Source organism: Tumebacillus flagellatus (assembly GCF_000714935.1).
Lineage (GTDB): Bacteria > Bacillota > Bacilli > Tumebacillales > Tumebacillaceae > Tumebacillus > Tumebacillus flagellatus.
Genome location: NZ_JMIR01000026.1, coordinates 22,236 through 47,014 on the forward strand (window position 1 = coordinate 22,236; position 24,779 = coordinate 47,014).

21 protein-coding genes are annotated in these 24,779 nt (G+C 58.5%); 17 read left to right on the plus strand and 4 right to left on the minus strand.

Annotated features, from left to right (window positions below; genetic code table 11):
* The first annotated feature begins 17 nt into the window (after positions 1 to 17).
* The 6 genes from EL26_RS15885 to EL26_RS15910 all read left to right on the plus strand — a co-directional run bounded on the left by EL26_RS15885 (position 18) and on the right by EL26_RS15910 (position 9,594).
* Positions 18 to 713, plus strand: coding sequence for an HAD hydrolase-like protein (locus tag EL26_RS15885; protein ID WP_038091039.1), 696 nt, complete (start codon positions 18 to 20; stop codon positions 711 to 713).
* Positions 714 to 780: 67 nt separating this feature from the next.
* On the plus strand, positions 781 to 2,025 hold the full coding sequence (locus EL26_RS15890) for an adenosylhomocysteinase (protein ID WP_052036466.1): 1,245 nt from the start codon (positions 781 to 783) through the stop codon (positions 2,023 to 2,025).
* Positions 2,026 to 2,075: 50 nt separating this feature from the next.
* Entirely contained in the window at positions 2,076 to 2,822 is a 747-nt protein-coding gene (locus EL26_RS15895) for a gamma-glutamyl-gamma-aminobutyrate hydrolase family protein (protein WP_038091047.1), read from the plus strand.
* Positions 2,823 to 2,940: 118 nt separating this feature from the next.
* Positions 2,941 to 4,134 carry a M20 metallopeptidase family protein gene (locus EL26_RS15900; protein ID WP_052036467.1) on the plus strand — a complete coding sequence of 398 codons (1,194 nt, stop codon included), beginning with the start codon at positions 2,941 to 2,943 and terminating at the stop codon, positions 4,132 to 4,134.
* Between the two features lie 216 nt (positions 4,135 to 4,350).
* Entirely contained in the window at positions 4,351 to 7,845 is a 3,495-nt protein-coding gene (locus EL26_RS15905; RefSeq protein ID WP_274518891.1) for a S8 family serine peptidase, read from the plus strand.
* Positions 7,846 to 7,920: 75 nt separating this feature from the next.
* Entirely contained in the window at positions 7,921 to 9,594 is a 1,674-nt protein-coding gene (locus tag EL26_RS15910; RefSeq protein WP_038091048.1) for an S-layer homology domain-containing protein, read from the plus strand.
* A gap of 329 nt (positions 9,595 to 9,923) precedes the next feature.
* Here the strand turns inward: EL26_RS15910 and EL26_RS15915 are convergent, their stop codons facing one another.
* Positions 9,924 to 10,169, minus strand: a complete 246-nt coding sequence (locus EL26_RS15915) for a YuzB family protein (protein ID WP_038091050.1) — start codon at positions 10,167 to 10,169, stop codon at positions 9,924 to 9,926.
* Between the two features lie 156 nt (positions 10,170 to 10,325).
* Between EL26_RS15915 and EL26_RS23965 the strand changes: the two genes are divergently transcribed.
* The 11 genes from EL26_RS23965 (at position 10,326) to EL26_RS15970 (ending at position 21,378) form a co-directional block, all read left to right on the plus strand.
* Entirely contained in the window at positions 10,326 to 11,129 is an 804-nt protein-coding gene (locus tag EL26_RS23965) for a YqaA family protein (protein ID WP_052036468.1), read from the plus strand.
* Between the two features lie 90 nt (positions 11,130 to 11,219).
* On the plus strand, positions 11,220 to 11,573 hold the full coding sequence (locus tag EL26_RS15925; protein WP_038091056.1) for a BsuPI-related putative proteinase inhibitor: 354 nt from the start codon (positions 11,220 to 11,222) through the stop codon (positions 11,571 to 11,573).
* A 24-nt stretch (positions 11,574 to 11,597) separates the two neighbouring features.
* Positions 11,598 to 12,248 (plus strand): flagellar brake protein, encoded by a 651-nt coding sequence (locus EL26_RS15930; RefSeq protein WP_038091057.1) that lies wholly within the window; start codon positions 11,598 to 11,600, stop codon positions 12,246 to 12,248.
* Between the two features lie 30 nt (positions 12,249 to 12,278).
* Positions 12,279 to 13,052 carry a class I SAM-dependent methyltransferase gene (locus EL26_RS15935; RefSeq protein WP_038091061.1) on the plus strand — a complete coding sequence of 258 codons (774 nt, stop codon included), beginning with the start codon at positions 12,279 to 12,281 and terminating at the stop codon, positions 13,050 to 13,052.
* Between the two features lie 66 nt (positions 13,053 to 13,118).
* Positions 13,119 to 13,511, plus strand: a complete 393-nt coding sequence (locus tag EL26_RS15940) for a fluoride efflux transporter FluC (protein ID WP_038091062.1) — start codon at positions 13,119 to 13,121, stop codon at positions 13,509 to 13,511.
* The gene (locus EL26_RS15945) at positions 13,511 to 13,867 is read left to right on the plus strand and encodes a fluoride efflux transporter FluC (protein ID WP_038091063.1); all 357 of its coding nucleotides are present in this window, start codon (positions 13,511 to 13,513) and stop codon (positions 13,865 to 13,867) included. The genes EL26_RS15940 and EL26_RS15945 overlap by 1 nt, the downstream gene beginning before the upstream one ends.
* A 24-nt stretch (positions 13,868 to 13,891) precedes the next feature.
* Positions 13,892 to 14,908, plus strand: a complete 1,017-nt coding sequence (locus EL26_RS15950) for a carbohydrate kinase family protein (RefSeq protein WP_038091064.1) — start codon at positions 13,892 to 13,894, stop codon at positions 14,906 to 14,908.
* A 41-nt stretch (positions 14,909 to 14,949) separates the two neighbouring features.
* On the plus strand, positions 14,950 to 17,151 hold the full coding sequence (locus EL26_RS15955; protein ID WP_052036469.1) for a Tex family protein: 2,202 nt from the start codon (positions 14,950 to 14,952) through the stop codon (positions 17,149 to 17,151).
* Between the two features lie 338 nt (positions 17,152 to 17,489).
* Entirely contained in the window at positions 17,490 to 18,779 is a 1,290-nt protein-coding gene (locus EL26_RS15960) for a helix-turn-helix domain-containing protein (protein WP_038091068.1), read from the plus strand.
* Between the two features lie 135 nt (positions 18,780 to 18,914).
* Complete coding sequence (locus EL26_RS15965) at positions 18,915 to 19,598, plus strand: C40 family peptidase (protein ID WP_038091070.1); 684 nt, start codon at positions 18,915 to 18,917, stop codon at positions 19,596 to 19,598.
* Between the two features lie 133 nt (positions 19,599 to 19,731).
* On the plus strand, positions 19,732 to 21,378 hold the full coding sequence (locus EL26_RS15970; RefSeq protein ID WP_038091072.1) for a peptide ABC transporter substrate-binding protein: 1,647 nt from the start codon (positions 19,732 to 19,734) through the stop codon (positions 21,376 to 21,378).
* 64 nt (positions 21,379 to 21,442) lie between these two features.
* Here EL26_RS15970 and EL26_RS15975 read toward each other — a convergent pair whose 3' ends face one another.
* From EL26_RS15975 to EL26_RS15985, 3 genes are read right to left on the minus strand one after another with little or no spacing between them, the layout of a single operon-like run.
* Positions 21,443 to 22,801, minus strand: a complete 1,359-nt coding sequence (locus EL26_RS15975) for an ABC transporter substrate-binding protein (RefSeq protein WP_038091074.1) — start codon at positions 22,799 to 22,801, stop codon at positions 21,443 to 21,445.
* Between the two features lie 46 nt (positions 22,802 to 22,847).
* Positions 22,848 to 23,732, minus strand: a complete 885-nt coding sequence (locus EL26_RS15980) for a carbohydrate ABC transporter permease (RefSeq protein ID WP_081857262.1) — start codon at positions 23,730 to 23,732, stop codon at positions 22,848 to 22,850.
* Positions 23,729 to 24,625, minus strand: coding sequence for a carbohydrate ABC transporter permease (locus tag EL26_RS15985; protein ID WP_038091076.1), 897 nt, complete (start codon positions 24,623 to 24,625; stop codon positions 23,729 to 23,731). Before EL26_RS15985 ends, EL26_RS15980 begins: the two co-directional genes overlap by 4 nt.
* Positions 24,626 to 24,779: the final 154 nt, after the last annotated feature.

Here is a 24,779-nt window from a genome sequence, read left to right on the forward strand (position 1 = left end):
AGGAAGGTGCACCTCTTATGAAACTTCTCTTGCTCTGGGACATCGACGGCACGTTGATTCACTGCCGCGGATGCGGAAAGCGGGCGATGGAGCAAGCGTTCCAGCAGATTTACGGCGTGGAAGATGCGTTTCGGGGCATCGGCATGGCGGGCGGGCTCGACTTGCATTTTTTGGAGGCGGCGTTTGTCAAACACGGGCTGCAAAGCGCGGGTCCGGCGCGGCTGGATGAGTTTTTGACCCGCTATTATCAAGAATTGGAGCGGGAGGCTGACACCGAGGACAACATCTTGCTCCCCGGTGTCGTCTCGATTTTGGAGCGCGCCGACGCAGAGCCGTTGTGGTACAACGCGCTGGGGACGGGGAACTTGGAGCGGGGCGCGCGCATCAAACTCGACGTGCACGGTTTGAACCGCTACTTCCCCGTCGGCGGGTTTTGCGAAGCGCCGGTCGACCGTGCCGTGATGCTGCAACAGGGAGTGGACAACGCCGGTTCGTACTATGGAACCGAGTTTGCGCCGGAGCAGGTCGTCGTGCTCGGAGACACCGACCGGGACATCCGTGCCGCCCGCGCCATCGGAGCGCGCGTCGTCGCCGTGGCGACGGGAGGGTGTTCGTATGAGCTGCTGGAAAGCCTGAATCCGGACCTCTTGCTGTCCGATTTTTCGGAACCGGAGCGACTCTATGGCTTTCTCTCCAAATCGTGTAAACTGTAAGTAGTCAAATCCTGCAATCCAATACAAGTTTAGAGGTGATTTCGTGTCTACTGCCATTGAAAATTCGATGATTACAGACATCAAGCTTGCCCCGCAAGGCCAGCTCAAAATTGATTGGGTGGCGCAGCATATGCCGCTCCTGAACACCCTGAAAGCGGAGTTCGAACGCGATCTTCCGTTCAAGGGCAAGAAAGTCGTCATCTGCCTGCACTTGGAAGCGAAAACCGCGTACCTTGCGCTCGTCGTCAAAGCGGGCGGCGCGGACGTTTGCGTGTGCGCGTCCAACGTCCTCTCCACGCAGGACGATGTCGTCGCGGCGCTTGTTGAGAACGGCATCACCGCGTTCGCGAAGTACGGCGCGTCGACCGATGAGTATCACATGCACATCAACAAAGCGCTCGACTTCAACCCGGATGTGATCATCGACGACGGCGGCGACCTCGTCTCCACGCTGCACAGCGACCCGGCGCGCGCGGAGCAATTGAAAACCATCCAAGGCGGCTGCGAAGAAACCACGACCGGCATTCTCCGCTTGAAAGCGCTGGCGAACGAAGGCGCGCTGAAGTTCCCGATGGTCGCGGTCAACGACGCGTTCTGCAAATACCTGTTCGACAACCGCTACGGCACCGGCCAATCGGTGTGGGACGGCATCATGCGCACCACGAACCTCGTCGTGGCGGGCAAAACGGCTGTCATCGTCGGCTACGGATGGTGCGGCAAAGGCTGCGCGATGCGCGCGAAGGGTCTCGGTGCCCGCGTCATCGTCACCGAAGTGGACCCGATCAAAGCGGTGGAAGCGATCATGGACGGCCATGAAGTGATGCCGATCACCGAAGCGGCGAAGTACGGCGACTTCTACATCACCGTCACCGGGAACAAGGACTGCATCACCAAGGAAGCGTTCGAAGTGATGAAGGACGGCGCGATCCTCTGCAACGCCGGCCACTTTGACGTGGAAATTTCCAAACCGGACTTGAACGCGATGTCGGTGAAGCAACGCGAAGTGCGCCGCAACATCCAAGAGTACACGTTTGCAGACGGCCGCCGCGTGTTCTTGCTGGCGGAAGGCCGCCTCGTCAACCTCGCAGCCGGCGACGGCCATCCGGCGGAAGTTATGGACATGACGTTTGCGCTGCAAGCGCTGGGCCTGCGTTGGATCTCGGAAAACGGCCGCAACCTCGAAGCGGACGTCTATTCCGTTCCGGCTGAAATGGACCGCTATGTGGCGGAATTGCGACTGAAAACATGGAATGTGGCGATCGACAAGCTATCCGAAGAGCAAGAGCGCTACTTGAATTCGTGGGCTGAGTAATCGGCCGTCACACAATTCGGGAGAGATTTGGGAGAGGAGACTTGCACATCATGAAACCGATCATCGGGGTATCCGGCAAGTTAGTGAACCACCCCAATCCGACAAGTCCGATCGGCTGCTTCCTGGCGGCGGGCTACACCAACGGATTGGCGGAAGCGGGCGGCATTCCGTTCATCATCCCGTACTTGGAGAAGGAACAGGACGTCCGCGATCTGGCGCAGCGTCTGGACGGTTTGCTGCTGTCCGGCGGCGTCGACATCATGCCGATGTCGTTTCAAGAGCAGCCGCACCCGGGCCTGGGCGAAATTTGCCCGGAGCGCGACTGGATTGAAGCGATTCTGTTTGACGAGATGCAGAAACTCGGCAAGCCGGTGTTCGGCATCTGCCGCGGCATGCAAGTGATCAACGTGTTCCTCGGGGGCACGCTCTACCAAGACCTCCCCGCACAAAAAGACGGCGAATTGATTCAGCATGACCAACGCGCGCCGCACTGGTACGCCGCGCATCACGTGACGATCACCCCGAACACGACGTTGCACCGCCTGTTTGAAGGGCGCGACCGCATCGCCGTCAACACGTTCCACCACCAAGCGGTGCGCGAGCTCGCACCGGGTCTGGTGGCGACGGCGGTGGCCGATGACGGCGTCATCGAAGCGTACGAGCGCAAGGACGGCCCGTACTTGCTCGGCGTGCAATGGCATCCGGAACTGATGTGGCACAAAGACCGCTCGTTCTTGGCGCTCTTCCGCGGCTTCGTGGAAGCTTGCCAACAACAACACGCCCAGACCTCTCGATAAATCGGGAAAGCAAGCCCCTCGCACCCATGCGGCGCGAGGGGTTTTTTTGCTCTTTTTGCTGACTTTTTTTGCTACAATAGAGGGAATCATCCAAACATACAAACGGGGGGTTGTACTTATGAACGTGACTTTGCGCGACCGCATCGCGGACCGGATCCGCGACTTGCACCCGAAATTGGTGGAGCGCCGCCGCGACTTCCACATGCACCCGGAACTCGGCTTCCAAGAATTCCGCACCTCCCGAATCGTCGCGGACTGGTTGAACGAACTGGGGCTTGAAGTCCGCACCGGCGTGGCGAAAACCGGCGTCGTCGCCCGCCTGCGCGGAGGCAAACCCGGCAAGACGATCGCTCTGCGCGCCGACATGGACGCGCTGCCGATCCAAGACGTGAAGAGCTGCGACTACAAATCGACCGTCCCCAACACGATGCACGCCTGCGGGCACGATGCGCACACCACGATGATCCTCGGCGCCGCTTCGGTGCTCAGCGAGCTGCGCGAAGAGTTGCAAGGCGATGTGGTGTTTTTGTTCCAACCGGCAGAAGAGGGGCCGGGCGGCGCGGAACCGATGATCGCCGAAGGGGCGCTGGACGGGGTGGACTTCATCCTCGGCCAACATATGGCGCCGGTGTACCCGGCGGGCTATATGGCGGTTGCGGAACGAGAAGCGATGGCGGCGGCCGATGAGTTCACGCTGCGCATCCTCGGCACCGGCGGCCACGGCGCATACCCGCACATGACGGTCGACGCCGTGCAGATCACCGCGCAAGTGATCACCGCTTTGCAAGCGGTCGTCGCGCGTCAAGTCGATCCGCTGCAATCGGCGGTCTTGTCGATCGGGACGATCAACGGCGGGTATCGACAAAACGTGATCGCCGACGCCGTGGAGATGACCGGCACGGTGCGCACGTTCGACGGGTTCCTGCGAGAAGACATTCCCAAGCGCATGGAGCAACTGATCGACGGCATCACCAAGGGATACGGCGCTCGGTATGAACTCGACTACAAGTTCAACTACCCGGCGGTGATCAACCACAAATCGGCCGTCGACCTGATGCGCCGCGTCGCCGGCGAGGTGCTCGGGCGCGAGCGCGTGCTGGAAGCGCCCCCGTCGATGGGCGGCGAAGATTTCGCGTTTTACCTGCAAAAAGTGCCCGGTTGCTTCTACTGGCTCGGATGCAAACACCCCGATCCCGTCCACGTCGGCTACAACATTCACCACCCAGGTTTTGACATTGATGAACAAGCGCTTTATTACGGAGTTCAGCTCATGGTTGAAGGTGCATTAGCTTTTTTAACGAAGACAAATTAATAAACGTTCTACTCACAAGCCCAGTGGATATTACACTGGGCTTTTTGTCAACTAAGAAAAGTAATATTTTTTTGGGAAAAAAAGAACTTTCAGTGTTTCTCAACTTTTCCAAAAGTGTTATAATTCCAGCAGATAGGAAATTTGTTCTACTCGCTGCTTTCGAAATTTTTAGTACAAGCCTGAAGACATGTGTCTTGAGAAATGGGGGAGATTTTTTTGAAGAAGAAAAAAGTCGCGAAAGCTACGTCTCTCGCACTTGCATCCGCGCTGCTCGTCGGCGGGATCCCGTTCCAAAGTGCAGCATCCGCTTCCACGGTTGAAAGTCTGGCTACGCACATTGATCACAGCAAATTTAACGCCTCGACTGTAACGGCAACAGGTGTTGCCGGGCAAACGGCGAGCGCTTACATTTCTCCGAAACTTGACACCGACTCGGACGATCTGGTGTCCGTTATCGTCACGCTGACCAACCAACCGGTCGCCGTTGGCCAGTACGCACTGAAGAACGGCAACTCCGCTTTGGCAGCTGAATCGTCTGAAAGCGCGATTGCGTCGCAACAGACGTCTGTGGCTTCGAAAGCGGCAAGTCTCGGCATCAACATGAGCGTCCAACGCCAATACAATACCGTTCTTAACGGGATGGCTGTCACCCTTCCGGCAAGCCAAATTCCGAAACTTGCGACCGTTCCGGGCGTGAAGTCGGTCTTTGAAAACCGCACGTATTACAACATTCCGGATGCGGAAGCGGATAACTCCGACAAAGCGTTCGATGCGGTGCCGCTCAAACAAATCGGCGCTGACAAAGCGTGGGAGAAAGGCTTCACCGGCAAAGGCCTCAAAGTCGGCGTTATCGACACCGGTATCGACTACTTGCATCCGGACCTGAAAGGCGCTTACAAGGGCGGCTACAACGCGAAAACGCACACCACCGATCCGTACGAAGACATTCCGAACGCGAAACTGAAACTCGACGGCACCGAGCACGGCACTCACGTATCGGGCACCATCGCAGGCCGTGCTGCAAACTCTACCTCCGAAATCGTCCAAAAAGGGATCGCGTACGAAGCGGAACTCTATTCCTACAAAGTTCTCGGCTATGATCCGGCGACCGGCAAATCCTCCGGTTCCTCCGCTGAAGTCATCGACGGGATTGAACATGCTGTCAAGGACGGCATGAACGTCATCAACCTCTCGCTCGGTTCCGACGGCGAGAAAGACCCGAACTCTCCGGATGCGATCGCGATCAACAACGCCGTTCTCTCCGGCGTCATCGCCGTCATCGCAAACGGCAACGCGGCGACCAACGTACCGGGCCAGTACTACTACTCCAACGGGTCCCCGGCTTCTTCGCAACTGGCGATTTCCGTCGGGGCAGCATCTTCCACCTCCACTCACATGACCGCTAAAGCAACGGATACGGTAACGACCGACGTGACCCACCAACTCAACGTAATGAGCTGGGTTCCGTTCCACGATGACCTCGCTCCCGAATTGGGCTCGGATCCGATCGATGCTGTATACGTGGGAGTTGGCGACACGCAAGACTACAAGGGCAAAGACATGACCGGCAAAATCGCGTTCATCTCCCGCGGCAAGCTGACCTTCGACCAGAAGGTGAAAAACGCGAAAGCTGCCGGCGCGAAAGCTGCCGTTATCTTCAACGGCAACGCTACTGCTGCCGGAGTACCTATTCTCGATGAAGGCAACCCGGCACTGGTATCCCGTGATGGAAACGTCGGTGCAAACGGCTACCTTGCTGACGGCTACGACTACGTTCCGGCATTCGACATGAGCGGCAAGGAAGGCCGTGAAATCGCTCGCCAACTGCTCGCAAATCCGGACAAAACGCTCAAGCTCTCGTTGACCGACATTGTAAAAACCTCTGAACGCGGCGACACGATGGCGTCCTTCTCCTCCCGCGGTCCGTTGGCTGGCGGCAACTATGACATCAAGCCGGACCTCGTGGCACCGGGTGTCAACGTCATGTCTTCCCTCCCGGCGTACGGCAAAGCGAACCCGGGCGTTTCGTACAACGAAGCGTACGGACGCATGTCCGGCACCTCGATGGCGACCCCGCACGTAGCAGGGATGGCGCTGCTCGTCAAGCAAGCGCATCCGGACTGGACTCCGTTTGATGTCCGTGCTGCGCTCGCGAACACCGCAACCGAGATTTCGAACCTGAACGGTGTTCAATATGACGTCTACTCTCAAGGCGCGGGCCGTACGAACGTAGACCTTGCGATCGACACGCCGGCGGTTTTGGAAACGGTGGACAACATCACGATCTTGGACAAAAACTTGACCAAGCAAAACATCATCAACTACAACGACAACGCTTCGTTTGGCTTGATGAAAGCCGGAGATGATGTGAAGACCGAGAAACTGCAAGTCAAGAACACCTCTGATGAAAAGCTGACCTACACGGCTTCGATTGTCATGCACCCGAACGTCACCTCCGATATTCTCCATCCGGTGGCAACTCCGAACGTGAACGACATCGATGTCTCCTTGAGCGGTCTGACGGACGGTTCCTTGCTCGTTCCGGCAGGCACCACCGCACCGTTCGCGCTGAACGTCGCACCGAAAGCAGGCGCTGCTGACGGCGTGTACGAAGGCGAAGTGCTTCTGCAAGCAGAAGGCAAACCGTCTCTGCACTTGCCGTTCGTAGTCAACGTCGGTCAGGGCGTACCGTCCGGCTTCGGTCTGCAAGACATCAAATTGACCAACGAAACGATCTCCCCGAACGGCGACGGCATCAAGGATAGCACGGACCTCACCGTCAACTTGTCGGCGGACGACGTGAACTACCTGGACGTCGAAGTCTTCGGTCTTGACGATAAATTCATCGGCACGATGCTGGTGAAAACGAACAAACAGGATCAAAACGGGGAGTACCCGATGTTCCAACCGGGCCTCATTCAATTGGGTCCGTTGACCGACAAATACTACGACGCGAAAGGCAATCTCAAAACTCTCGCACCGGGTACCTACAAAATTGCGGTCTGGGGCACCCAAATCGACAAGGACGGTGAGTTGGTCCTCGACAACAATGGCAACCTCGTTGCCTCGTACGACGTTTGGCATTCCTTCGGCATCACCAACAACTCGACTGCTCAAGAAACCGTCGTCGCTGCAGCGGAATCCTTCCAAGCGAACGTGACCAACATCACGGCGATCAACCAACCGGTGTTGACCCTGCCGGAAACCGCTGGTCTCAAATATGCGGTAACCGCTTCGAGCAACCCGACCTTGATTTCCAACGACGGCGTTCTCAAATCCCTGCCGAAAGCCGGCAACGCGACTGTCGATTTGACCGTCACCGTTTCCTCCGCAACCGACCCGAAAGTCAAGTCGACGGCTCGCGCAACCGTTACGTTGACCGCAGTTTCTCCGAAGCCGCTGTACGTGAAAGCTAACAAGCTGGACCGCACGTTCGGTCTGCGCGCTTCCGTCAAGGTTCAGGATTCTCCGTTCCTCGAAACTCCGAGCAACTACAACGGCAACATCGTGGTTGTCTTCCAACTGATGAAGGGCAACACCCCGATTGCGATCACCGCTGTAAACGGTGTACATCTGGATGAAGAAGTTGTGGCACAATTCCCGAGCGCTGCTGGTTCCGACTACTGGATCAAAGTTTCGGCTTCGGATTCCCTTACCGGCAATCTGACCGACGTTGGAAACGCTGTGGCTGAAACGCAAGTCCTCAAGTAGAGAACCAATTAAAACTCAATCGAACCTAGTACGTACTAGGTTCGATTGGTTTTACGAGAGCGAGGTTGAAGCAATTTGAAAAAGAAATTTTTGGCACTTGTTACAGGCGCAGCCTTGCTGGCGGCGACGGCCTCCGTTCCTGCGTTTGCAGGTACGCCCGCAAGCGTAACCCTCAATGATGTCAAGAACCACATGCAGGGGCAAGCGATCACCATCGCGGGCACGGCTACCAATTTGACGGACGTGATTGTGGAAGTGTTCCGCCCGGACAACTCCTTGCTGTTCTATGATGACGTCGCGGTTATCGGCGGCATGTACTCGGAAACCATCACCCTTCCGTTTGACACGATTGTCGGTGAGTACAAGATCGTCGTCGGTCAAAGTACCGTCATCGCCACGGATACGTTTACAGTTACCCCGTATCCCACGGACGGAAACGGCGGCGGCAACGGCGGTGGAGGCGGTGGAGGCGGCACGAACAATGGCGGCGGCGGCACGAACAACGGCGGCGACAACAACGGCAACCACGGCAAGCCGATCAACGTCGATCATGTCGTAGAACCGGGCCAATCGAAATCGGAAGTGAAAACCACCGTCAAAGTCGACGGCAAAACCGTCAAGGGAACGGTCACGAACGATGACCTCAAAGCGTCCTTGAACAGCGCTACCGGCGCTGTAGCGGTTGTCATCGTCGTTCCGGCAACGGGCGACCAGCAAGCGCAACTCACGCTGACCGCTGAACAACTCGGCCTGATCTCTGCTGCAAACGCAGGCAACTCCGTCGTCTTCACTACGGGTACCTCCTCGGTTGCTCTGCCGGCTTCCGTTCTGAAAAACGTTCCGGCAGGCTCCGACATCAGCATCACGGTGAACAACGCAGCCGATCAAGCAGGCACATTCTCCAACCAAGTGGCAGGCGCAACGGTCGTCGGCACTCCGGTTTCGTACGAAGTGAACGTCATGACCGGCGGCAACTCCGCTCCGATCACCGTCAACGGCACCGACTTCGTGAAGCGTTCCTTCGTTGTCGACGGCAACACGGACCTCTCCAACGCGGGTGTGCTGTTCATCGAGAACGGCAAAGTTCGCTCGGTTCCGGCCACCTTCTCCAAAAACGATGACGGCACGTTCACCGTGACCATCAAGCGCCCTGGCTTCTCCACCTATGCGGTGGCAACTCATGCTGTGGCGTTTAACGACATCGGCAATTCCTACGCGAAGGCGAACATCGAGTCCCTCGCCAACAAGTTCCTGCTCTACGGCACCTCGACGTCGACTTTCTCTCCGGAGAATCATGTAACCCGTGCGGAGTTCGCAGCGATGCTGACCCGCGCAATGGGCTTGAACGCAACCAAAGCGGCTCCGTTCACCGACGTGAGCGCATCCGACTGGTTTGCGAACGACGTGGCGGCAGTTTATGAAGCAGGTCTCGTCAACGGCGTTGGCAACGACCAATTCGATCCGAACGCGGACATCTCGCGCCAAGATCTGACCGTCATGCTCTCCAAAGCGCTGAAGCTTTTGGGCGTTCAAAACGGCGCACCGGCTCCGTCGCACCAACCGTACGTAGACGCATCTTCCTTCTCCGACTACGCGAAGGACAGCATCTCGAACGTGACGGAAGCGGGCCTGATGACCGGTGAAGCGGTCAACGGCGGCTTCGAGTTCCATCCGGGCGATTCCACCACCCGTGAAGCTGCTGCAATCGTTTTGTTCAACCTCTTGAACAAAGCCCACCTGATCAACTAAGATCGAGAAGACAGGCGCCCAAACGGGTACAATTTGGGTGCCTGTCCCTTACGAAACGACCCCCTTTTGCATCTACTGATTGCATGACTCAAGCTGACGCGAGTGCGCGAAGACGCTTGAGAAATGGATCACGGAAAGGGGGTCTGTTTCATGGACGGCGTATTCGGCGGTTACACCCGTTGGGCGGTGGTCTTCTTGATCATCTTCGTCCTGTTCTTCCTGCTTGTTCCGGGCTACGGTGCCGGGGCAACCGGTTGTGGTTGCTAATGCTCGATAAGCACACCAAAAACGCCTGTCGGTCTACCCGACAGGCGTTTTTCTGGTGTGCTTCAGTTGTTTTCTGCCATCTGCGACTTCAACGTCTCCAAAAGCTCTTCCTTGGTGTCCGCTTCGATCAAGTGGCGGTTGTTCGCCATCACGAACAGTTTTTTGTAGCAGTTCCCGCAGTTGCCAAGGCATCCCCAGCGTTGGCCTTTGAGCTCCGGGTGCTCCTTCTTGAGTTCTTCGAGAACCCAATCGGTGCCTTTGTCGGTGTTGCCGATGCAGACGTCTATTTTTTTGATCTCGAGGCTCATCCGCGTTCATCCTTTTTCGCCCAGTGGGGCACACTATGCTCTAGATTCATTGTATCAGAAAAAATTCAAGGATGACTACCGGAACTGCGTATCGAATGCTGTCGAAACAATGCTAGAATAGAGAGAGTATAAAGTACGCAGAGGGAGGGGTGTGCCATGTTGGGCGTCTTGTTGGAATACGGTTGGATCGGGTTGTTGTTCGTCTCGTTCGCCGAGGCGTCGTTTCTGCCGGTCGCACCGGACTTGTTGTTGATCCCCATCGCGGGCTCCCACCACAGACTCGCCTTGCTCTATGCACTGCTCGCCTTGGCCGGTTCTTTGGCAGGCGCTTGGTTCGGACACTTTCTCGGGTCGAAAGCCGGGTATCCGATCTTGCGCAAATTTATGCGCGAGGAACGCATCGGCAAAATCCGCGCGGTGTTCGACCGATACGGCGTCTGGGCCGTGATCGTCGCCGGTTTGATTCCGCTGCCGTTTAAACTGTTCACGATCTCCGCCGGCGTGTTTCAGATGCGCCGTTCCACCTTGTTCATCGGGACGCTGATCGGGCGCGGCGTGCGCTTTGGTGTCGTCGCATGGCTCTCGACGCTGTTTCACATCCGCATCCCGCACGGCTTGGAGATGAAACTCTTCCTCGGCTTGCTGGCGGTGCTGCTGCTGGGGTCGGTGTACTTGTTCTTGAAATCGGAAAAAGCCTCCCCGCTGCGTAGGGCGATGCGCTCCATTCTCGGAGGCAGCCGATCCGGTCTCGCCGTCTTCCTGCTGGGCACTGCCTGCAGCGTGGCGGTCGCATTGCTTGGCGGCGACACCGTTTCAGACGTGCTGGTCGGTCATCACCACCGCTTGTCCGCTCCGCTGGGGGGATTGGTCGCCGTCGTGCTTTTGGTCATGGGTTGTGTCGGCACCTGGCGCGTGTGGCGCTGTGTGGAACCGGGGTCGAGCAATTCCCCGACAACGTAATAAGTCCTCTTCCAGAGAACTGCTTCCGGGCAGTTCTCTTTTTTCATGCGCCGAAATAGGATGTCTGAAAAGAGAAGGGAGGACGCAGACATGCTCATCGTACGCACCGACAAACCGGTGTACCACCGGGACGAGATCGTGCGCATCCAGCTTTCGTGGACCAACGACAGCGAGGTGCCGCAGGAAGTGACGTTTGCAAGCGCGCAGCGCTTTGACGTGGCGGTGGAACGGGTCGGGCAGGTGGTATGGCAGTGGAGCGCAGGGAAGTTTTTTGCGCAAGTGCTCTCCACATTGGTCATCCAGCCGGGTGACTCGCGCGTCTTCAAAGTGGAGTGGGACCAACGGGGTTTCGATCACCAACTCGTGCCGCTGGGCTCCTATGCGATCCGGGCGTGGATCAAGGGAACCTCTGACAGAGGCGGGACGAAGATCGAATTGCTGTAACCATACAGGAGGAGGCTTGCGCGCATGACCCTGCCCAAACCGTTGCAAGTCGTGACGTTGTATCACCTACAAGGGGACGCGGAGGGAGGCGAGGTTCTCTACCGTGTTCGCGTGCAGGAAATTCAGCCGGACACGCTCGTCCTCGACAGCCCGCTGGGGCCGAAAGCAGATCCCGTGTTCCTTTCGCCCGGCGCGAAGGTGCTGGTGGGCTACTCGATTGCAGACCGCGCGCTGTACCTGTTTGAAAGCGTTGTGCAAGGACAGGGGGGCGAGGGACTGCAGCAATTGTTCGTGTCTCGTCCGCGCCCCGAGGAGATACGCAAACTGCAACGCCGAAATTTCTTCCGGGTGCCGGTGCAAGTCGATGTCGTGATCCAAGGAGAGGACGGGTCGAACACGGTGGTGGCCGTCAGCGACTTGAGCGGCGGCGGGTTTTCGTTTAAGCGCAGGGCCCCCCTGTTGACCGTGGGGCAGGAAGCGGCGGGGATGATCCGGTTGGCGCGCGGGATCGAGTTGGAATTCACCGCGCATGTGCGCCGGGTGGAGTTTTTGGCACAGCCGAACCTGTATCTGCACGGGTTGCAATTCACCCGAATCCTCGACGCGCACCGCAAACGGATCGTCCAATATTGCTTGGAGCGCCAGCGCAAACTCCTCAGAATCTCCCGTTCGTGATAAACTGGAAGAATAAGGAGTGTGAGGAGCATGCCGATCGACTTTCATGCCGAAAAAAACCGCAACACATACGCCGAGCGAGACGCCAGCGCCGCGTGGGGAGATCTCCTGCGCGGTTTGATCTCGTTGGAGGGACAGCATGTCGTCGACATCGGGTGCGGCGGCGGCATCTATTCCAAAGCGCTCGCCGATTTGGGAGCGGCGCAGGTGACGGGCGTTGACTTCTCCGACGAGATGCTGCAGGCGGCGCGCAAGAAGTGCGCCGGGTATCCGCAAGTGCAGTTCGTCAAAGGCCACGCGCTGGCGACCGGGTTGACGAGCGGACAAGCAGACGTCGTGCTGGAGCGCGCGTTGACACACCACCTGCCGCCGTCCGATTTGGGCGCATGCTTTGCGGAAGCGAAGCGGATTCTCAAGCCGGGCGGGGTCTTGCTGGTGCAAAACCGCACGCCGGAGGATTGCTTGCTGGCGGGCAGCGAGACGCACGTGCGCGGGTATTTTTTTGAAAAGTTCCCGAGGCTGCGCGACAAGGAAGTCGGACGGCGGCATGACGCCCTGACGATGGAAGCCGCGTTGCGCGAGGCGGGGTTTCAAGACATCTCGGTGCAACAGGTCTGGGAGACGCGCCGCGTGTATGCGTCCGCGGAGGAGCTGCGCGCCGACCTCTTGGCGCGGACGGGACGCTCGATTTTGCATGAGTTGGACGACGAAGAGCTGGCGGATTTGGTAGACTATATCGTAGACAAACTGCCGCCGCAAGAGATCGCGGAGCAAGACCGCTGGACGATCTGGTCCGCGAAGTAGAGGCAGCGAGTCCGCACAACAGGCGTGCGGGCTCGTTTTTTTCGGAAAAAAGGATGTGACACACAGATGGCCAAACACTATCTCGCCGTCATGGTCGGCGGGGCGCTGGGGTCCCTCGCCCGCTACGGCGTCAGCGCGTGGATCGCGGCCGACCCGTGGCAAGTCTTGGGGATCAACTGGCTCGGCTGTTTTTTGCTCGGGTTTCTAAACGCGCGGGCCGCCCGCACCGGCATGCCGGAGTGGGTGCGCGTCGGGCTTGGAACCGGGGTGCTCGGCGGGTTTACGACGTTCTCGACGTTTAGCGTGGGAGCGGTGAATCTTCTGCATGCAGACCGCTATGCGGAGATGGCGCTGTACGTGGCCGCGAGCCTCGCCGGGGGTGTCCTGCTCGCGTGGGCGGGCCTGGCGCTCGGACGGCGCGGCGGCGGCGCTGAGCCCGCACGGGAGGTGACCTCCTGATGGCCGTACTTTGGGTGTTGCTCGGCGGGATGCTGGGGGCTCCGCTGCGCTTTGGGGCGACGCGGCTCACGGCGAAGTTTTGGAAGCACAAGTTCCCGCTCGGGACGTTTTGGATCAATGTGGTCGGCTCGTTCTGTCTTGGCGCGCTGTACGGCGCGCAGGCAGGCGAGACGGCGTGGTTGTTGGTGGGAACGGGGGTATTGGGCGCGTTTACGACGTTCTCCACGTTCGGCGTGGAGGCGGCGGGCCTCTTTGAACAAAAAACCCCCCTGCTCGCGTTGCTCTATCTGCTCGGCTCGTCCTTCTGCGGGCTCTTGGGGGCGGCGCTCGGACAAGCGTGGTATACTGGTGGGTAGCAAGCAAAACAGGAGGAGATTCCCATGTTTGACGTGTTAGCGATCGGAGAGATGCTGATCGACTTCACGCCGTCCGCGCGCGGCGTGGGTCTTGCGGACGTCCCCGCTTTTGAAAAAAAGCCCGGCGGCGCACCCGCCAACGTGGCGGTCGGCGTGGCGAAGCTCGGCGGCAACGCCGCGTTTCTCGGGAAGTTTGCGAAGGACCCGTTTGCCGACTTTCTGATCGGGACGCTGGAACAGTACGGCGTGGACACGGTCGGCTGCGCGCGCACGGAGCAAGCCAAAACGGGGCTGGCGTTCATCGCGCTCGGCGACAACGGCGAGCATGAGTTCCACTTCTACCGCGACCCGTCGGCCGACATGCTGCTCAGCGAAGAAGACATCCGCGAAGAATGGATCCAAAACGCCCGCATCGTGCACGTCGGCTCCGTGACGCAAGTGCTGCCCAAAGCCGCTGCCGCCACGCGCAAAGCGTTGGAGTTGGCGCGCAAACACGGCGTGGTGACGTCGTTTGACGTGAACTTCCGCCTCGGCATCTGGCGCGGGCGCGAGGAAGAGGGCAAGCAGAAGATCTTCGACACGATTGGCTTGACCGACGTTTTGAAAGTCAGCGAATCGGAGATGGCGTTTCTCACCGGCACAAGCGACGTGGAGCAAGGTGCCAAGATGCTCAAAGACATGGGGCCGAAGATCGTGTTTGTCACGCTCGGCGGACAGGGCGTGTACTACATCACCGACAAGCACCGGCGCCGCGTCCCGACGTTTCGCGTGCAGCAAGTCGATGTGACGGGCGCGGGCGACGGCTTCGTCGCGGGCTTCCTGCGCCAACTGGCGGACCGCATCCAAGGACGGGGGCTGGATTACTCCCTGTCGATGCACGAAGAGATCGAAGAGATGACCCGCTACGGAGCGGCGGTCGGGGCGCTGACCGTCTCCAAAGTCGGCGCGATTCCCGCGCTGCCGACCAAGGAAGAAGTGTTCCAGTTCATGTACCGGGGCGCCAAGCGAAACCCGCTGCGCATCCCGACGCACGGCGAGTAAGCAGCAGAAACGAACGCCCTTGGCTCGAAGGAGGAACAGGTTTGACAGACCAACGACAGACATTCACCCGCCGCATCGCCGAGGAACTCCATCTGCGGCACAACCAAGTCGAAGCGGCCGTCGGGTTGCTCGACGAAGGCAATACCATCCCGTTCATCGCCCGCTACCGCAAAGAGATGACCGGCGAACTGGATGAAAACCAACTGCGCGATGTGGCAGAACGCTTGCAATTTATGCGCAACCTCGCGTCGCGCCAAGAAGAAGTGCACCGCTTGATCGACGAGCAGGGCAAACTCACGCCGGAGCTCGCCGCCGCCATTCAAAGCGCCAAAACGCTCACCGAACTCGAAGACCTCTACCGCCCGTACCGGCCGAAGCGCAAAACCAGAGCGTCCGTCGCCCGGGAGAGAGGTCTCGAACCGCTGACGCACTGGCTTTTGAAATCGGCAACCGGCGACGTGCTTGTCGAAGCCGCTCGCTACATAAACGATGACCTCGGGGTCGCCACCGCCGAAGAAGCGCTCCAAGGCGCGCTCGACATCTTCGCCGAAGAAGTGTCCGATCACGCCGAAACCCGCCAGAAAGTCCGCGAACTCACCTTGAAAAAAGGCGCGGTCAAAAGCGCCGCCACAGGCAAAGCGGACGAAGAGACGGACGTCTACGCGATCTACGCCGACTACGAAGAACCGCTCGCCAAAGTCCCGCCGCACCGCATCCTCGCGATGAACCGGGGCGAGCGCGAAGAGGCGCTGCGCGTCTCGATCGTCGCGCCGACGGGCGACGTGCACCAACTGCTCGAACGCCTCCACCTCCCGAAAAAAAACACCGCTGCGAGCGAGCACTTGCGCGCCGCGCTGGAGGACGCTTACAAACGCCTGCTCGCGCCGTCCATCGAGCGCGAAGTGCGCGCGGCGTTGACGGAAAAAGCGGAAGAGCAAGCGATCAAAGTCTTTGCGCAAAACCTGCGCAACTTGCTCTTGCAACCGCCGGTGCGCGGCAAAACCGTGCTGGCGGTCGACCCGGCGTACCGGACGGGGTGCAAAGTCGCGGTGCTCGACGAGACCGGCAAAGTGCTCGACATCGCCGTCACCTACCCGACTCCGCCGCACAACAAAACCGCCGAAGCGAAGAAAACGCTCAAAGCGCTGATCGAAACACACAATGTCTCCGTCATCGCCATCGGCAACGGTACCGCATCGAGAGAGACGGAAGCGTTCATCGCCGAGCTGATCGGCGAACTGTCCGGGTGCGAACTGGCGTACCTGATCGTCAACGAAGCGGGCGCTTCCGTCTACTCCGCATCCAAATTGGCGGGCGAAGAATTCCCGTCGCTCGACGTCGCCGAACGCTCGGCGATCTCGATCGGCCGCCGCTTGCAAGACCCGCTGGCGGAACTGGTCAAGATCGACCCGAAATCGGTCGGCGTCGGCCAATACCAGCATGACGTGTCGCAAAAGCGCCTCGAAGAACAGCTCGGCGCGGTCGTCGAGTCGGCGGTCAACTCCGTCGGCGTCGACTTGAACACCGCGTCGCCGTCGCTGCTCTCCTACGTCTCCGGCCTCTCCGCAACCGTCGCCAAGAACGTCGTCGCCTACCGCGAAGAGATCGGCAAATTCACCTCGCGCAAGCAGCTCGGTAAAGTCCCGCGCCTCGGCCCGAAAACGTACGTGCAAGCGGTCGGCTTCCTGCGGATTCCGGACGCCAAGTATCCGCTGGACAACACGCCGATTCACCCGGAGTCGTACGACACCGCGGAGAAACTGCTCGCCATGCTCGGACTAGCCGTCGCCGACGTCACCAACCCCGGCAAGCGCGACGTCGTCCACGAACGCATGCAGAGCCTCAACTTGCAAGAAGCGGCCGAGAAGCTTGAAATCGGCGTGCCGACGCTCAAGGACATCGTGGAAGCGCTGCAAAAGCCCGGCCGCGACCCGCGCGACGAACTGGAACCGCCGCTGCTGCGCAAAGACGTGCTGAAGATGGAAGACTTGCAAGCGGGCATGATCCTCAAAGGCACCGTCCGCAACGTCGTCGACTTCGGCGCGTTTGTCGACATCGGCGTCAAGCAAGACGGACTCGTGCACATCTCGGAATTGGCGGACCGCTTCGTCAAAAACCCGATGGATGTCGTCCAAGTCGGCGATATCGTCGACGTGCGTGTCCTCGGCGTCGATTTGAAAAAAGGCCGCATCTCGCTCAGCCGCCGCAATCTCACCCCGGATGCGGTTTCCACATCGTTGTAACTCCGTAACATGAGCGTAACTAGTTCGTAATAAACGTAAATTTTCTGAAAATATATTGACTTGCTTCTAGAAGTTGAGTAGGATAAAAGAGACGGAATCACACCACAACTTTCCTTTGATCAGCCCTTGGGACGCGGCCTCGCGACCAGGGGCCTTTTTTTATGCGCACAACTGTAAATGATCCGATACAATCCGTACCGTGTGCGCTGAATTCTTTTTTATTTAAGTCCGCATCTCTGATGAAGATAAAAATTATTAACCAAAATCTAGACGGCTATTTTACTCTACTGTATAATTCAGACAAACCAAATCCGAACACGAGGCAGGTGTCCACTTCCATGTTCTCTCTGGGCCAACGAATCCGCGAACTCCGCTTGAAGAAAGGTTTGACGCAGATCGAACTCTCCCGCACCATCTGCACGCCGAGCATGATCTCCCAGATCGAATCGGACCGCGCACGACCGTCGTACACGATTCTTTACGCAATTGCGGAAAAACTTGACGTTCCGCTGGAGCGGTTGCTCGTCGACGTCGACCTCAACTTGGAGTACATCTCCACCTACAAGATGGCGCGCGCGATGGTCTCGGCGGGCGAGTACGCGTCGGCCATCCCGCTTTTGCAAGAGCTCGTCGACACCCCGCGCCCGCAGATTCCGATGCTGGAAATCCAGTACGACCTCGCCGAGTGCTACCTGTTCACGGAACAGTTGGAAGAGGCGGAAGCGGCGTTTCACGCGGTGATGGAGCAAGCGATGTTGCGCAAAGACCATCCGCTGATGCTGAGCGTCCTGCGCTGCCTCGGCCAACTGGAATTCAAGCGCCACCGGTACCAACTGGCCGTCTACCATTGGCAACGGGCGCTGGAGACGGCGGAACGCTTGCCGGACGCGGACTCCTCCCTGCGCGCCACGCTCTACCACAACTTGGGGTCGGCGCACGCCAAACTCGGCTTGATGCACGACGCCATCGCGTTTTACAACGAAGCCACTTCCCTCTATGAAGGGCTTGAGAACTTGCAGGAGATCGGCGAAGTCTACATGGGCTTGGGGTTGACCTACCAACGCATGCACGAACTCAAGCGGGCGCAAGAGTATTCGGAGAAAGCGTTGGCGATCTTCGAGGGACTCGACAACACGCTGATGACGTTGCGCATCCAAGTCACCCGCGCCGTGCTGTTTGCCCGCATCGGACAAGCCGAAGAGAGCGTGAAACAGATCCAAGAGGCGGTCGAGGAATTCCGCTCCCTGGGCCAGCGGGAGGAACAAGGCATCGCGTGCGTCGAACTCGCCAAAGTCCACTTGTTGCGAGGCGAGCTTGAACATGCGGAAGAAGTCTGCCAGACGGCGCGCAACTTGCTCCCGGAGCTGCATCTTCACCAAGGCTGGGTGAACCGCGTGTTTGGCCGCATCGAACTGCGCAGGGGCCGTTTTGAAGAGGGTCTGCGCCGCTTGCAGAAAGCGGCGGACGTCTTCAAGCGGCTCGGCGAAGCGGGCGAGTGGGACGACACGATGTACGAGATCGTCGAGTACCACTTGAGCGTCGAGAACTACCGGGATGCGTACCGTTTGCTTGACGAGATGCGCCGCTACAGCCGGGAAGTCTTCGAAAGCCGGGGCATCGTTCTGTAAAAAAATACACACTCCGGAATCGGCAAGGTTCAGAATTTTCTCTGTAAGAATCTGCTAGCTAACTCTTCCAAACAATTGTGCTAGAATCCAAGTATGCACTCATTATGCAAGATTCCCAGAGGAGGAAGCCCTCGCATGAACAAAAGTCTTCGCAACTTGGTCCTCGCATCGCTTGCCATGCTCGCACTCGCTCCGGCGGCACAGGCCCTGCACCCGCAGGCAGCCCATGCCGAAACACCCGCCGCCTCCCTCTCCATCGGCATGAGCGGTCCGTCCGTCTCCGCTCTGCAAACGAATCTGAACACGCTGGGCTACTACACCTACCCGAGCATCACCGGCTACTTCGGCACCGTCACCGCGCAATCTGTGAAGGACTTCCAGTCGGCATACGGTCTCGGCGTCGACGGCATCGCCGGCCCGATCACGCAGCAGAACATCGCCCGCGCTTTGGTCAAACGAAACCTCGTCGCCGACTCGGCCTCGTACATCGGCATCCCGTACAAATGGGGCGGCTCCACGACCGCAGGCTTTGACTGCTCCGGTTTTGTCTCCTACATGTTCGCCACCCACGGCGTGTCGATCGCGCGCTCGACTTCGGCGACGATGTACACGTGGGGCACTCCGGTGGCGCAAGACAAACTGATGCCGGGCGACTTGGTGTTCTATTCTCTGAACATGGACGGGCAAGTCTCGCACGTTGGGATCTATGTCGGCAACGGCCAATTCATCTCGGCGCTTTCTTCCAAAGGCATCTACACGCAGTCGCTTGGCAACTCCTACTGGGCTCCGAAGTACATGGGAGCGAAACGAATCTTTTAATTCTGTAACAGCATCCAAAAAAGCCGGCAGTAGATTGACTGCCGGCTATTTTATGATTGTATAAAAAGCAGAATTTTGGTATATTTGTCTAAGTTTTCAGATACAAATTAGTAATCTAAAAGGGGGCTTGTGTATGAACAAACGCAAATGGATGGGCGTAGGCTTGACCGTCACGATGTTGTCGGCTGCACTGGTTGGTTGCGGCAGCAAGGACGATGCTTCCTCGACTACAGACAAAACGGGCGCAGCAGAACCGCAAGAGTTGAACTTGACGATTGGCGACGAAGTGCCGTCTCTGGACACGGTGCGCGGCACGGACTCGATTTCGTTTACGATAATGGGACAGATCAACGAAGGTTTGGTCCGTCTCGATCAAAAAGGCAAACCGGTGCCGGCCGTCGCGAAGGAATGGAAGATTTCCGACGACGGCAAAACCTACACCTTCACCCTGCGCGACGACGCGAAGTGGTCGGACGGCTCCAAAGTGACCGCCCAAGACTTCGAATACGCATGGAAGCGCGGTTTGGACCCGAACACCAAGTCGGACTACGCGTTCATCCTCGCGTGGATTCAAGGCGGCGACGAGTACAATTCCGGCAAAGGCTCGGCCGATGCGGTCGCTGTCAAAGCGAAGGACGACAAAACCCTCGAAGTCACCCTGACCGCTCCGAAGCCGTTCTTCCTCGAACAGCTGGCGTTCCCGACGTTCTTCCCGGAGAAGAAGGAATTCGTCGAGAAAGCGGGCGACAAGTACGGCGGCGACGTGGACAAAGTCCTCTCCAACGGTCCGTTCAAACTGTCCGCTTGGACGCACGAACAGTCGGTAGAAATCGTGAAGAACGACACCTACTGGGACAAAGACAACGTCAAGCTGACCAAAGTCAACTTCCAAGTTGTCAAAGACGCAGGGGCGCGTGAAAACCTCTACGAATCCGGCCAAGTCGACCGCATCGGGATCCTCGAAGACCAAGTCGACCGCTTCAAGGATAAGAAAGGCGAGTTCTCCCGCCGCTCCGACCTCGCTACAGGCTACCTCGATTACAACGAAAGCAACAAAGCGCTGGCGAACGTCAAGATCCGCCAAGCGCTCACCTATGCGATGGACGGCGAAAAGTTCTCCGACGTCGTCTATCATGACGGTTCCACCGGCGCGACCGGTTTGGTTCCGACCGGCATCTCCGACGGCAACGGCGACTTCCGCGAACACAACGGCGACCTCATCAAGCGCGCGGAAAACCTGCCGAAAGCGAAGCAACTGCTGGCAGACGGCCTGAAAGAACTGGGCCTCACCGAACTGCCGAAGCTCAAACTGCTCTGCTCCGACTCCTCCTCCTCCAAGAAAGGCTCGGAGTTCATCAAGGAGCAATGGCGCACGAACCTCGGCATCGATGTCGACATCGAACTCGTTCCGTTCAAACTGCGCCTGCAAAAAACCCGCTCGCACGACTACGACATCGCGCTGGCGAACTGGGGCGCCGACTACAACGACCCGATGACCTTCCTCGACATGTGGGTGTCCGGCGGTGCGTTCAACGACGTGCAGTATAAAAACCCGAAGTACGACGAGCTGATCAAAGCGGCTCAAAACGAACCGGACGCGAAGAAACGTATGCAAGAGCTGTACGACGCCGAGAAGATGTTGATCGGCGACATGGCGATCGGCCCGGTTTACTTCAGCGCTTCGTCCTTCGCGATGAAGCCGTACGTCAAGAACTGGACGCCGCGTTATTCCGGCCCGGACATGGACTTGAAGTTCACCTACATCGAAGGCAAGAAGTAAGCCTGCTTGCAGCAACTCAAAACGAAAGCTCCCGACAATCGCTGTGCTGTCGGGAGCTTTCGTTTTATTTGGCGTAGAGTTGGTTGTATTTGCCGAGCGCGTCCGTGACTTTTTGGGCAGCGCCGTCGAGGGAGTCCTTGGTGGTTTTCTTGCCGAGCAGCACGTCTTCGATGGTGGTCTCCACCGTCGCGCGCGCTTCCGGGAACACGCCGATCACCGCGCCGGACGTCGCTTCTGAGGGCTTGGTGTTGTGCAGTTGGTTGACGGCCGTTTGGAACTGCGGGTATTTCGCGTCGAAGTCCTTTAGCTCTTGCACGTCGTACGCTTTGGTACGGATCGGGAAGTAGCCTGTCGCCGTGTGCCACACCGCTTGCGTTTTCGGGTCGGCCATGAATTTAATGAACTCCCACGCCGCTTTTTGCTTGGCTTCCGGTTGGTCTTTCATAATCCACATCGACCCTCCGCCGATGATCACACCGCCCGGCGCGCCGTCGGTTTTCGGCAGTTCCGCCGTGCCGACTTCAAACTTGCCTTGCGCACCGTCGACCACGCCGCGCACCGCCGCCGTCGAGTCGATGAACATCGCGGTCTTGCCCGCTGCAAACGCCGCCTGCGTATCGGCGGTCTTGCGCCCGAAATTGCCGAAGGTGCCGGAGTCCACGCCTTGCTTCCACCAATCCACGAACGCAACGCCGGCGTCATTGTTGAACACCGCTTGCGTAGCGCGGCCTTGGCGACCGTTGCCGTTGTTGGCGTACAGTTGCAATTGATTCGCCATATACTGTTCAAAAAACCAGCCGTAGATCGCCATCGACATGCCGTAGCGCTCCGTTTGGCCGCCGCCTGTTTTTTTCGTGAGCTTCTTGGCGTCTTCGTTGACTTCCGCCCACGTTTTCGGCGGTTGGTTCGGGTCGAGGCCCGCTTCTTTGAACGCGTCCTTGTTGTAGTAGAGAATCGGGTTCGACGAGTTGAACGGCATGGAGTAGAGCTTGCCGTCGAGCGTGTAGTAGTTGAGGATGTTTTTCTCGAAGTCGGAGGTGTCGTACTTCTCTGCATCGATAAACTTCTGCACCGGTACCGCCGCTTCGGAGTCGATCATGTAGCGCGTGCCGATGTCGTATACCTGCATCAGCGCCGGGGCGGTATCGGAGCCTTGGGCGGTTTTGTATTTGTTGAATTCGTCGTCGTAGGAGCCTTGGAACACCGCGTTGACTTTGATTTTGTCATGCGAGTCGTTAAACGCTTGGACGATCGCGTCCAACCCTTTGCCGGCCCCACCGCCCATCGCGTGCCACAAGGTCAGTTCCACGACGCCGTTGCTTGCCGCGTCGGCGGACGTTTCTTCGGAGTTGGAGCAGCCGACGAGCACGCTTGCGGTTCCGAGCGAGAGAGCGAGCATACCGGAGAGCAGAGCTTTTTTCATAAGGGAGAAACCTCCTCAAGAGTGAGTGATGAGTTTGGAACGGTCGTCAGCCTTTGACGGAGCCCGCCAGCAGACCTTTGACCAATTGTTTTTGGCCGATGATCAAGAGCAGCACCGTCGGGAGCAAGACGAGCACGACGCCCGCCATGATCAAGTTCCACGCGAGTTGCTCTTCGTTTTGCAGCATGGAGATGCCGATTTGCACGGTGCGCATCCCGGTTTTGTTCGTGATCAAGAGCGGCCACAGATACATGTTCCACGCCTGCAAGAACGCATAGACCCCCAGCGTCCCCAGGGCCGGACGGGACAACGGCACCACCACCGTCAGGAAAAAACGCCAATGCCCGCAGCCGTCCAGCACCGCCGCCTCATAGAGGTCGCGCGGAATTTGCAGATAGAACTGCCGCAGCAGAAACGTTCCGAACGCCGTCGCGAGAAACGGAGCGGCGAGACCTTGGTACGTGGAGAGCCAACCCAGTTGCTTGATCGTCAAGTAGTTCGGAATCAGGGTGACTTCCCACGGGATCATCATCGTGGCCAGAAAGAGATAGAACAGCAGATTGCGTCCCGGAAAGCGCAAAAACGCAAACGCATAGGCGCTGAGCGACGACGTGAGCAACTGACCGGCGACGATGACGGCGGAGACGATCACCGAGTTCAGCAAAAACTTCCCGAGCGGCGCTGCTTGCAGCGCGTTGTGATACGATGTGAAGTTGAGGTGCGACGGCACGAGATGCGGCGGGGAAGAGAGCGATTCCGCCGGAGTCATCAGCGACGTGGAGAGCGCGAACAGAATCGGAAACGCGATGATCAGCGAGACGATGAGCAGCACGAGATAGTGCGCCGCCGTCGTGACCTGCTTGGTTCGGGGGCGGCGGCGAACGGCGGGAGACAGGGCTGTTTTTTCCAGAGCGGGTTGCAGCGTGCTCATTGGTAGTGCACCTTCCTCTCCACGACGGTGAATTGCAAGAGAGTTAAGAGCAGCAAGATGGCAAACAGCACGATCGCCTGCGCGGAGGCCGAGCCGAATTGAAAATTGAAGAACGCATCGCGGTAGATCGAGTACACCAAGACGTGCGTTGAACGCGACGGGCCGCCCGCCGTCAAGATGTTGATCTGTCCGAACGACTGAAACGCGCCGATCACCGACACGACGAGCACGAAGAACAACGTTGGCGAGAGCAGCGGCAACACGACATGGCGCAGGCGCTTCAGGTAGCCCGCCCCGTCGATCTTGGCGCTCTCCAGCAGCTCTTGCGGAATCGCTTGCAGCCCGCCGAGCAAGAGGATCGTGTGAAAGCCAAGCCCCATCCAGACCGTGACGAGCGAAACGGAGATCATCGCCCAGAACGGATCGGTCAACCACGCGATGTCAGGTACGCCGAAGAATTTCAAACCGTATGTAAGCAGGGAGATGCTCGGGTTGAACAACAGCAGTCCGATCGTCGACGCCGTCGCGACCGAAACGGTGACCGGCGAGATGATCAGCGTGCGAAAAAACGCCATGCCCCGAAGCGGTTTTTCCACGAGCAACGCCAAGAGCAACGCGAGCAGAAGCCCCGGCAGGACGGTCAGCAAGACAAACAGCAAGGTGGTCCACAAACTGTGCTGAAAGTCGGGGGATGCGAACAACTCCGCGTATTGCTGCCAGCCGACAAACGACTTGGCCTCGCCCTTGGCATTGGTCAAAAAGAAACTCAAGTAGACCGTCTTGCCGAGCGGATAGAAGAAAAACAGCGCAAACAACAACAGCGACGGCGCGAGAAAAGGACCGGCGGACCACAACTCCCGGCCCCGTCGTCGCGCGCGCACGACAGCATTCAACTCGTTGGCACCTCCTGATGTAGGGACTGTGGCTTGTCAAAATCAGGATAGCAAAGCAGCACGGGAGGAAGTATGAGGAGAGAATTAAGATTTGATGGAGATGTTTCTAAAGTAAACGAAAAAAAGCAGCCTCCCGCAAGCGAGAGACTGCTTC

Excerpts from the sequence above, each read along its gene's own strand:
- EL26_RS15885 (WP_038091039.1), top strand. The coding sequence starts at position 18 with ATGAAACTTCTCTTGCTCTGGGACATCGACGGCACGTTGATTCACTGC.
- EL26_RS15965 (WP_038091070.1), top strand. The coding sequence starts at position 18,915 with ATGAACAAAAGTCTTCGCAACTTGGTCCTCGCATCGCTTGCCATGCTC.
- EL26_RS23965 (WP_052036468.1), top strand. The coding sequence starts at position 10,326 with ATGTTGGGCGTCTTGTTGGAATACGGTTGGATCGGGTTGTTGTTCGTC.
- EL26_RS15895 (WP_038091047.1), top strand. The coding sequence starts at position 2,076 with ATGAAACCGATCATCGGGGTATCCGGCAAGTTAGTGAACCACCCCAAT.
- EL26_RS15925 (WP_038091056.1), top strand. The coding sequence starts at position 11,220 with ATGCTCATCGTACGCACCGACAAACCGGTGTACCACCGGGACGAGATC.
- EL26_RS15960 (WP_038091068.1), top strand. The coding sequence starts at position 17,490 with ATGTTCTCTCTGGGCCAACGAATCCGCGAACTCCGCTTGAAGAAAGGT.
- EL26_RS15900 (WP_052036467.1), top strand. The coding sequence starts at position 2,941 with ATGAACGTGACTTTGCGCGACCGCATCGCGGACCGGATCCGCGACTTG.
- EL26_RS15935 (WP_038091061.1), top strand. The coding sequence starts at position 12,279 with ATGCCGATCGACTTTCATGCCGAAAAAAACCGCAACACATACGCCGAG.
- EL26_RS15930 (WP_038091057.1), top strand. The coding sequence starts at position 11,598 with ATGACCCTGCCCAAACCGTTGCAAGTCGTGACGTTGTATCACCTACAA.
- EL26_RS15975 (WP_038091074.1), bottom strand. The coding sequence starts at position 22,801 with ATGAAAAAAGCTCTGCTCTCCGGTATGCTCGCTCTCTCGCTCGGAACC.
- EL26_RS15940 (WP_038091062.1), top strand. The coding sequence starts at position 13,119 with ATGGCCAAACACTATCTCGCCGTCATGGTCGGCGGGGCGCTGGGGTCC.
- EL26_RS15980 (WP_081857262.1), bottom strand. The coding sequence starts at position 23,732 with ATGAGCACGCTGCAACCCGCTCTGGAAAAAACAGCCCTGTCTCCCGCC.
- EL26_RS15950 (WP_038091064.1), top strand. The coding sequence starts at position 13,892 with ATGTTTGACGTGTTAGCGATCGGAGAGATGCTGATCGACTTCACGCCG.
- EL26_RS15915 (WP_038091050.1), bottom strand. The coding sequence starts at position 10,169 with ATGAGCCTCGAGATCAAAAAAATAGACGTCTGCATCGGCAACACCGAC.
- EL26_RS15970 (WP_038091072.1), top strand. The coding sequence starts at position 19,732 with ATGAACAAACGCAAATGGATGGGCGTAGGCTTGACCGTCACGATGTTG.
- EL26_RS15890 (WP_052036466.1), top strand. The coding sequence starts at position 781 with ATGATTACAGACATCAAGCTTGCCCCGCAAGGCCAGCTCAAAATTGAT.
- EL26_RS15945 (WP_038091063.1), top strand. The coding sequence starts at position 13,511 with ATGGCCGTACTTTGGGTGTTGCTCGGCGGGATGCTGGGGGCTCCGCTG.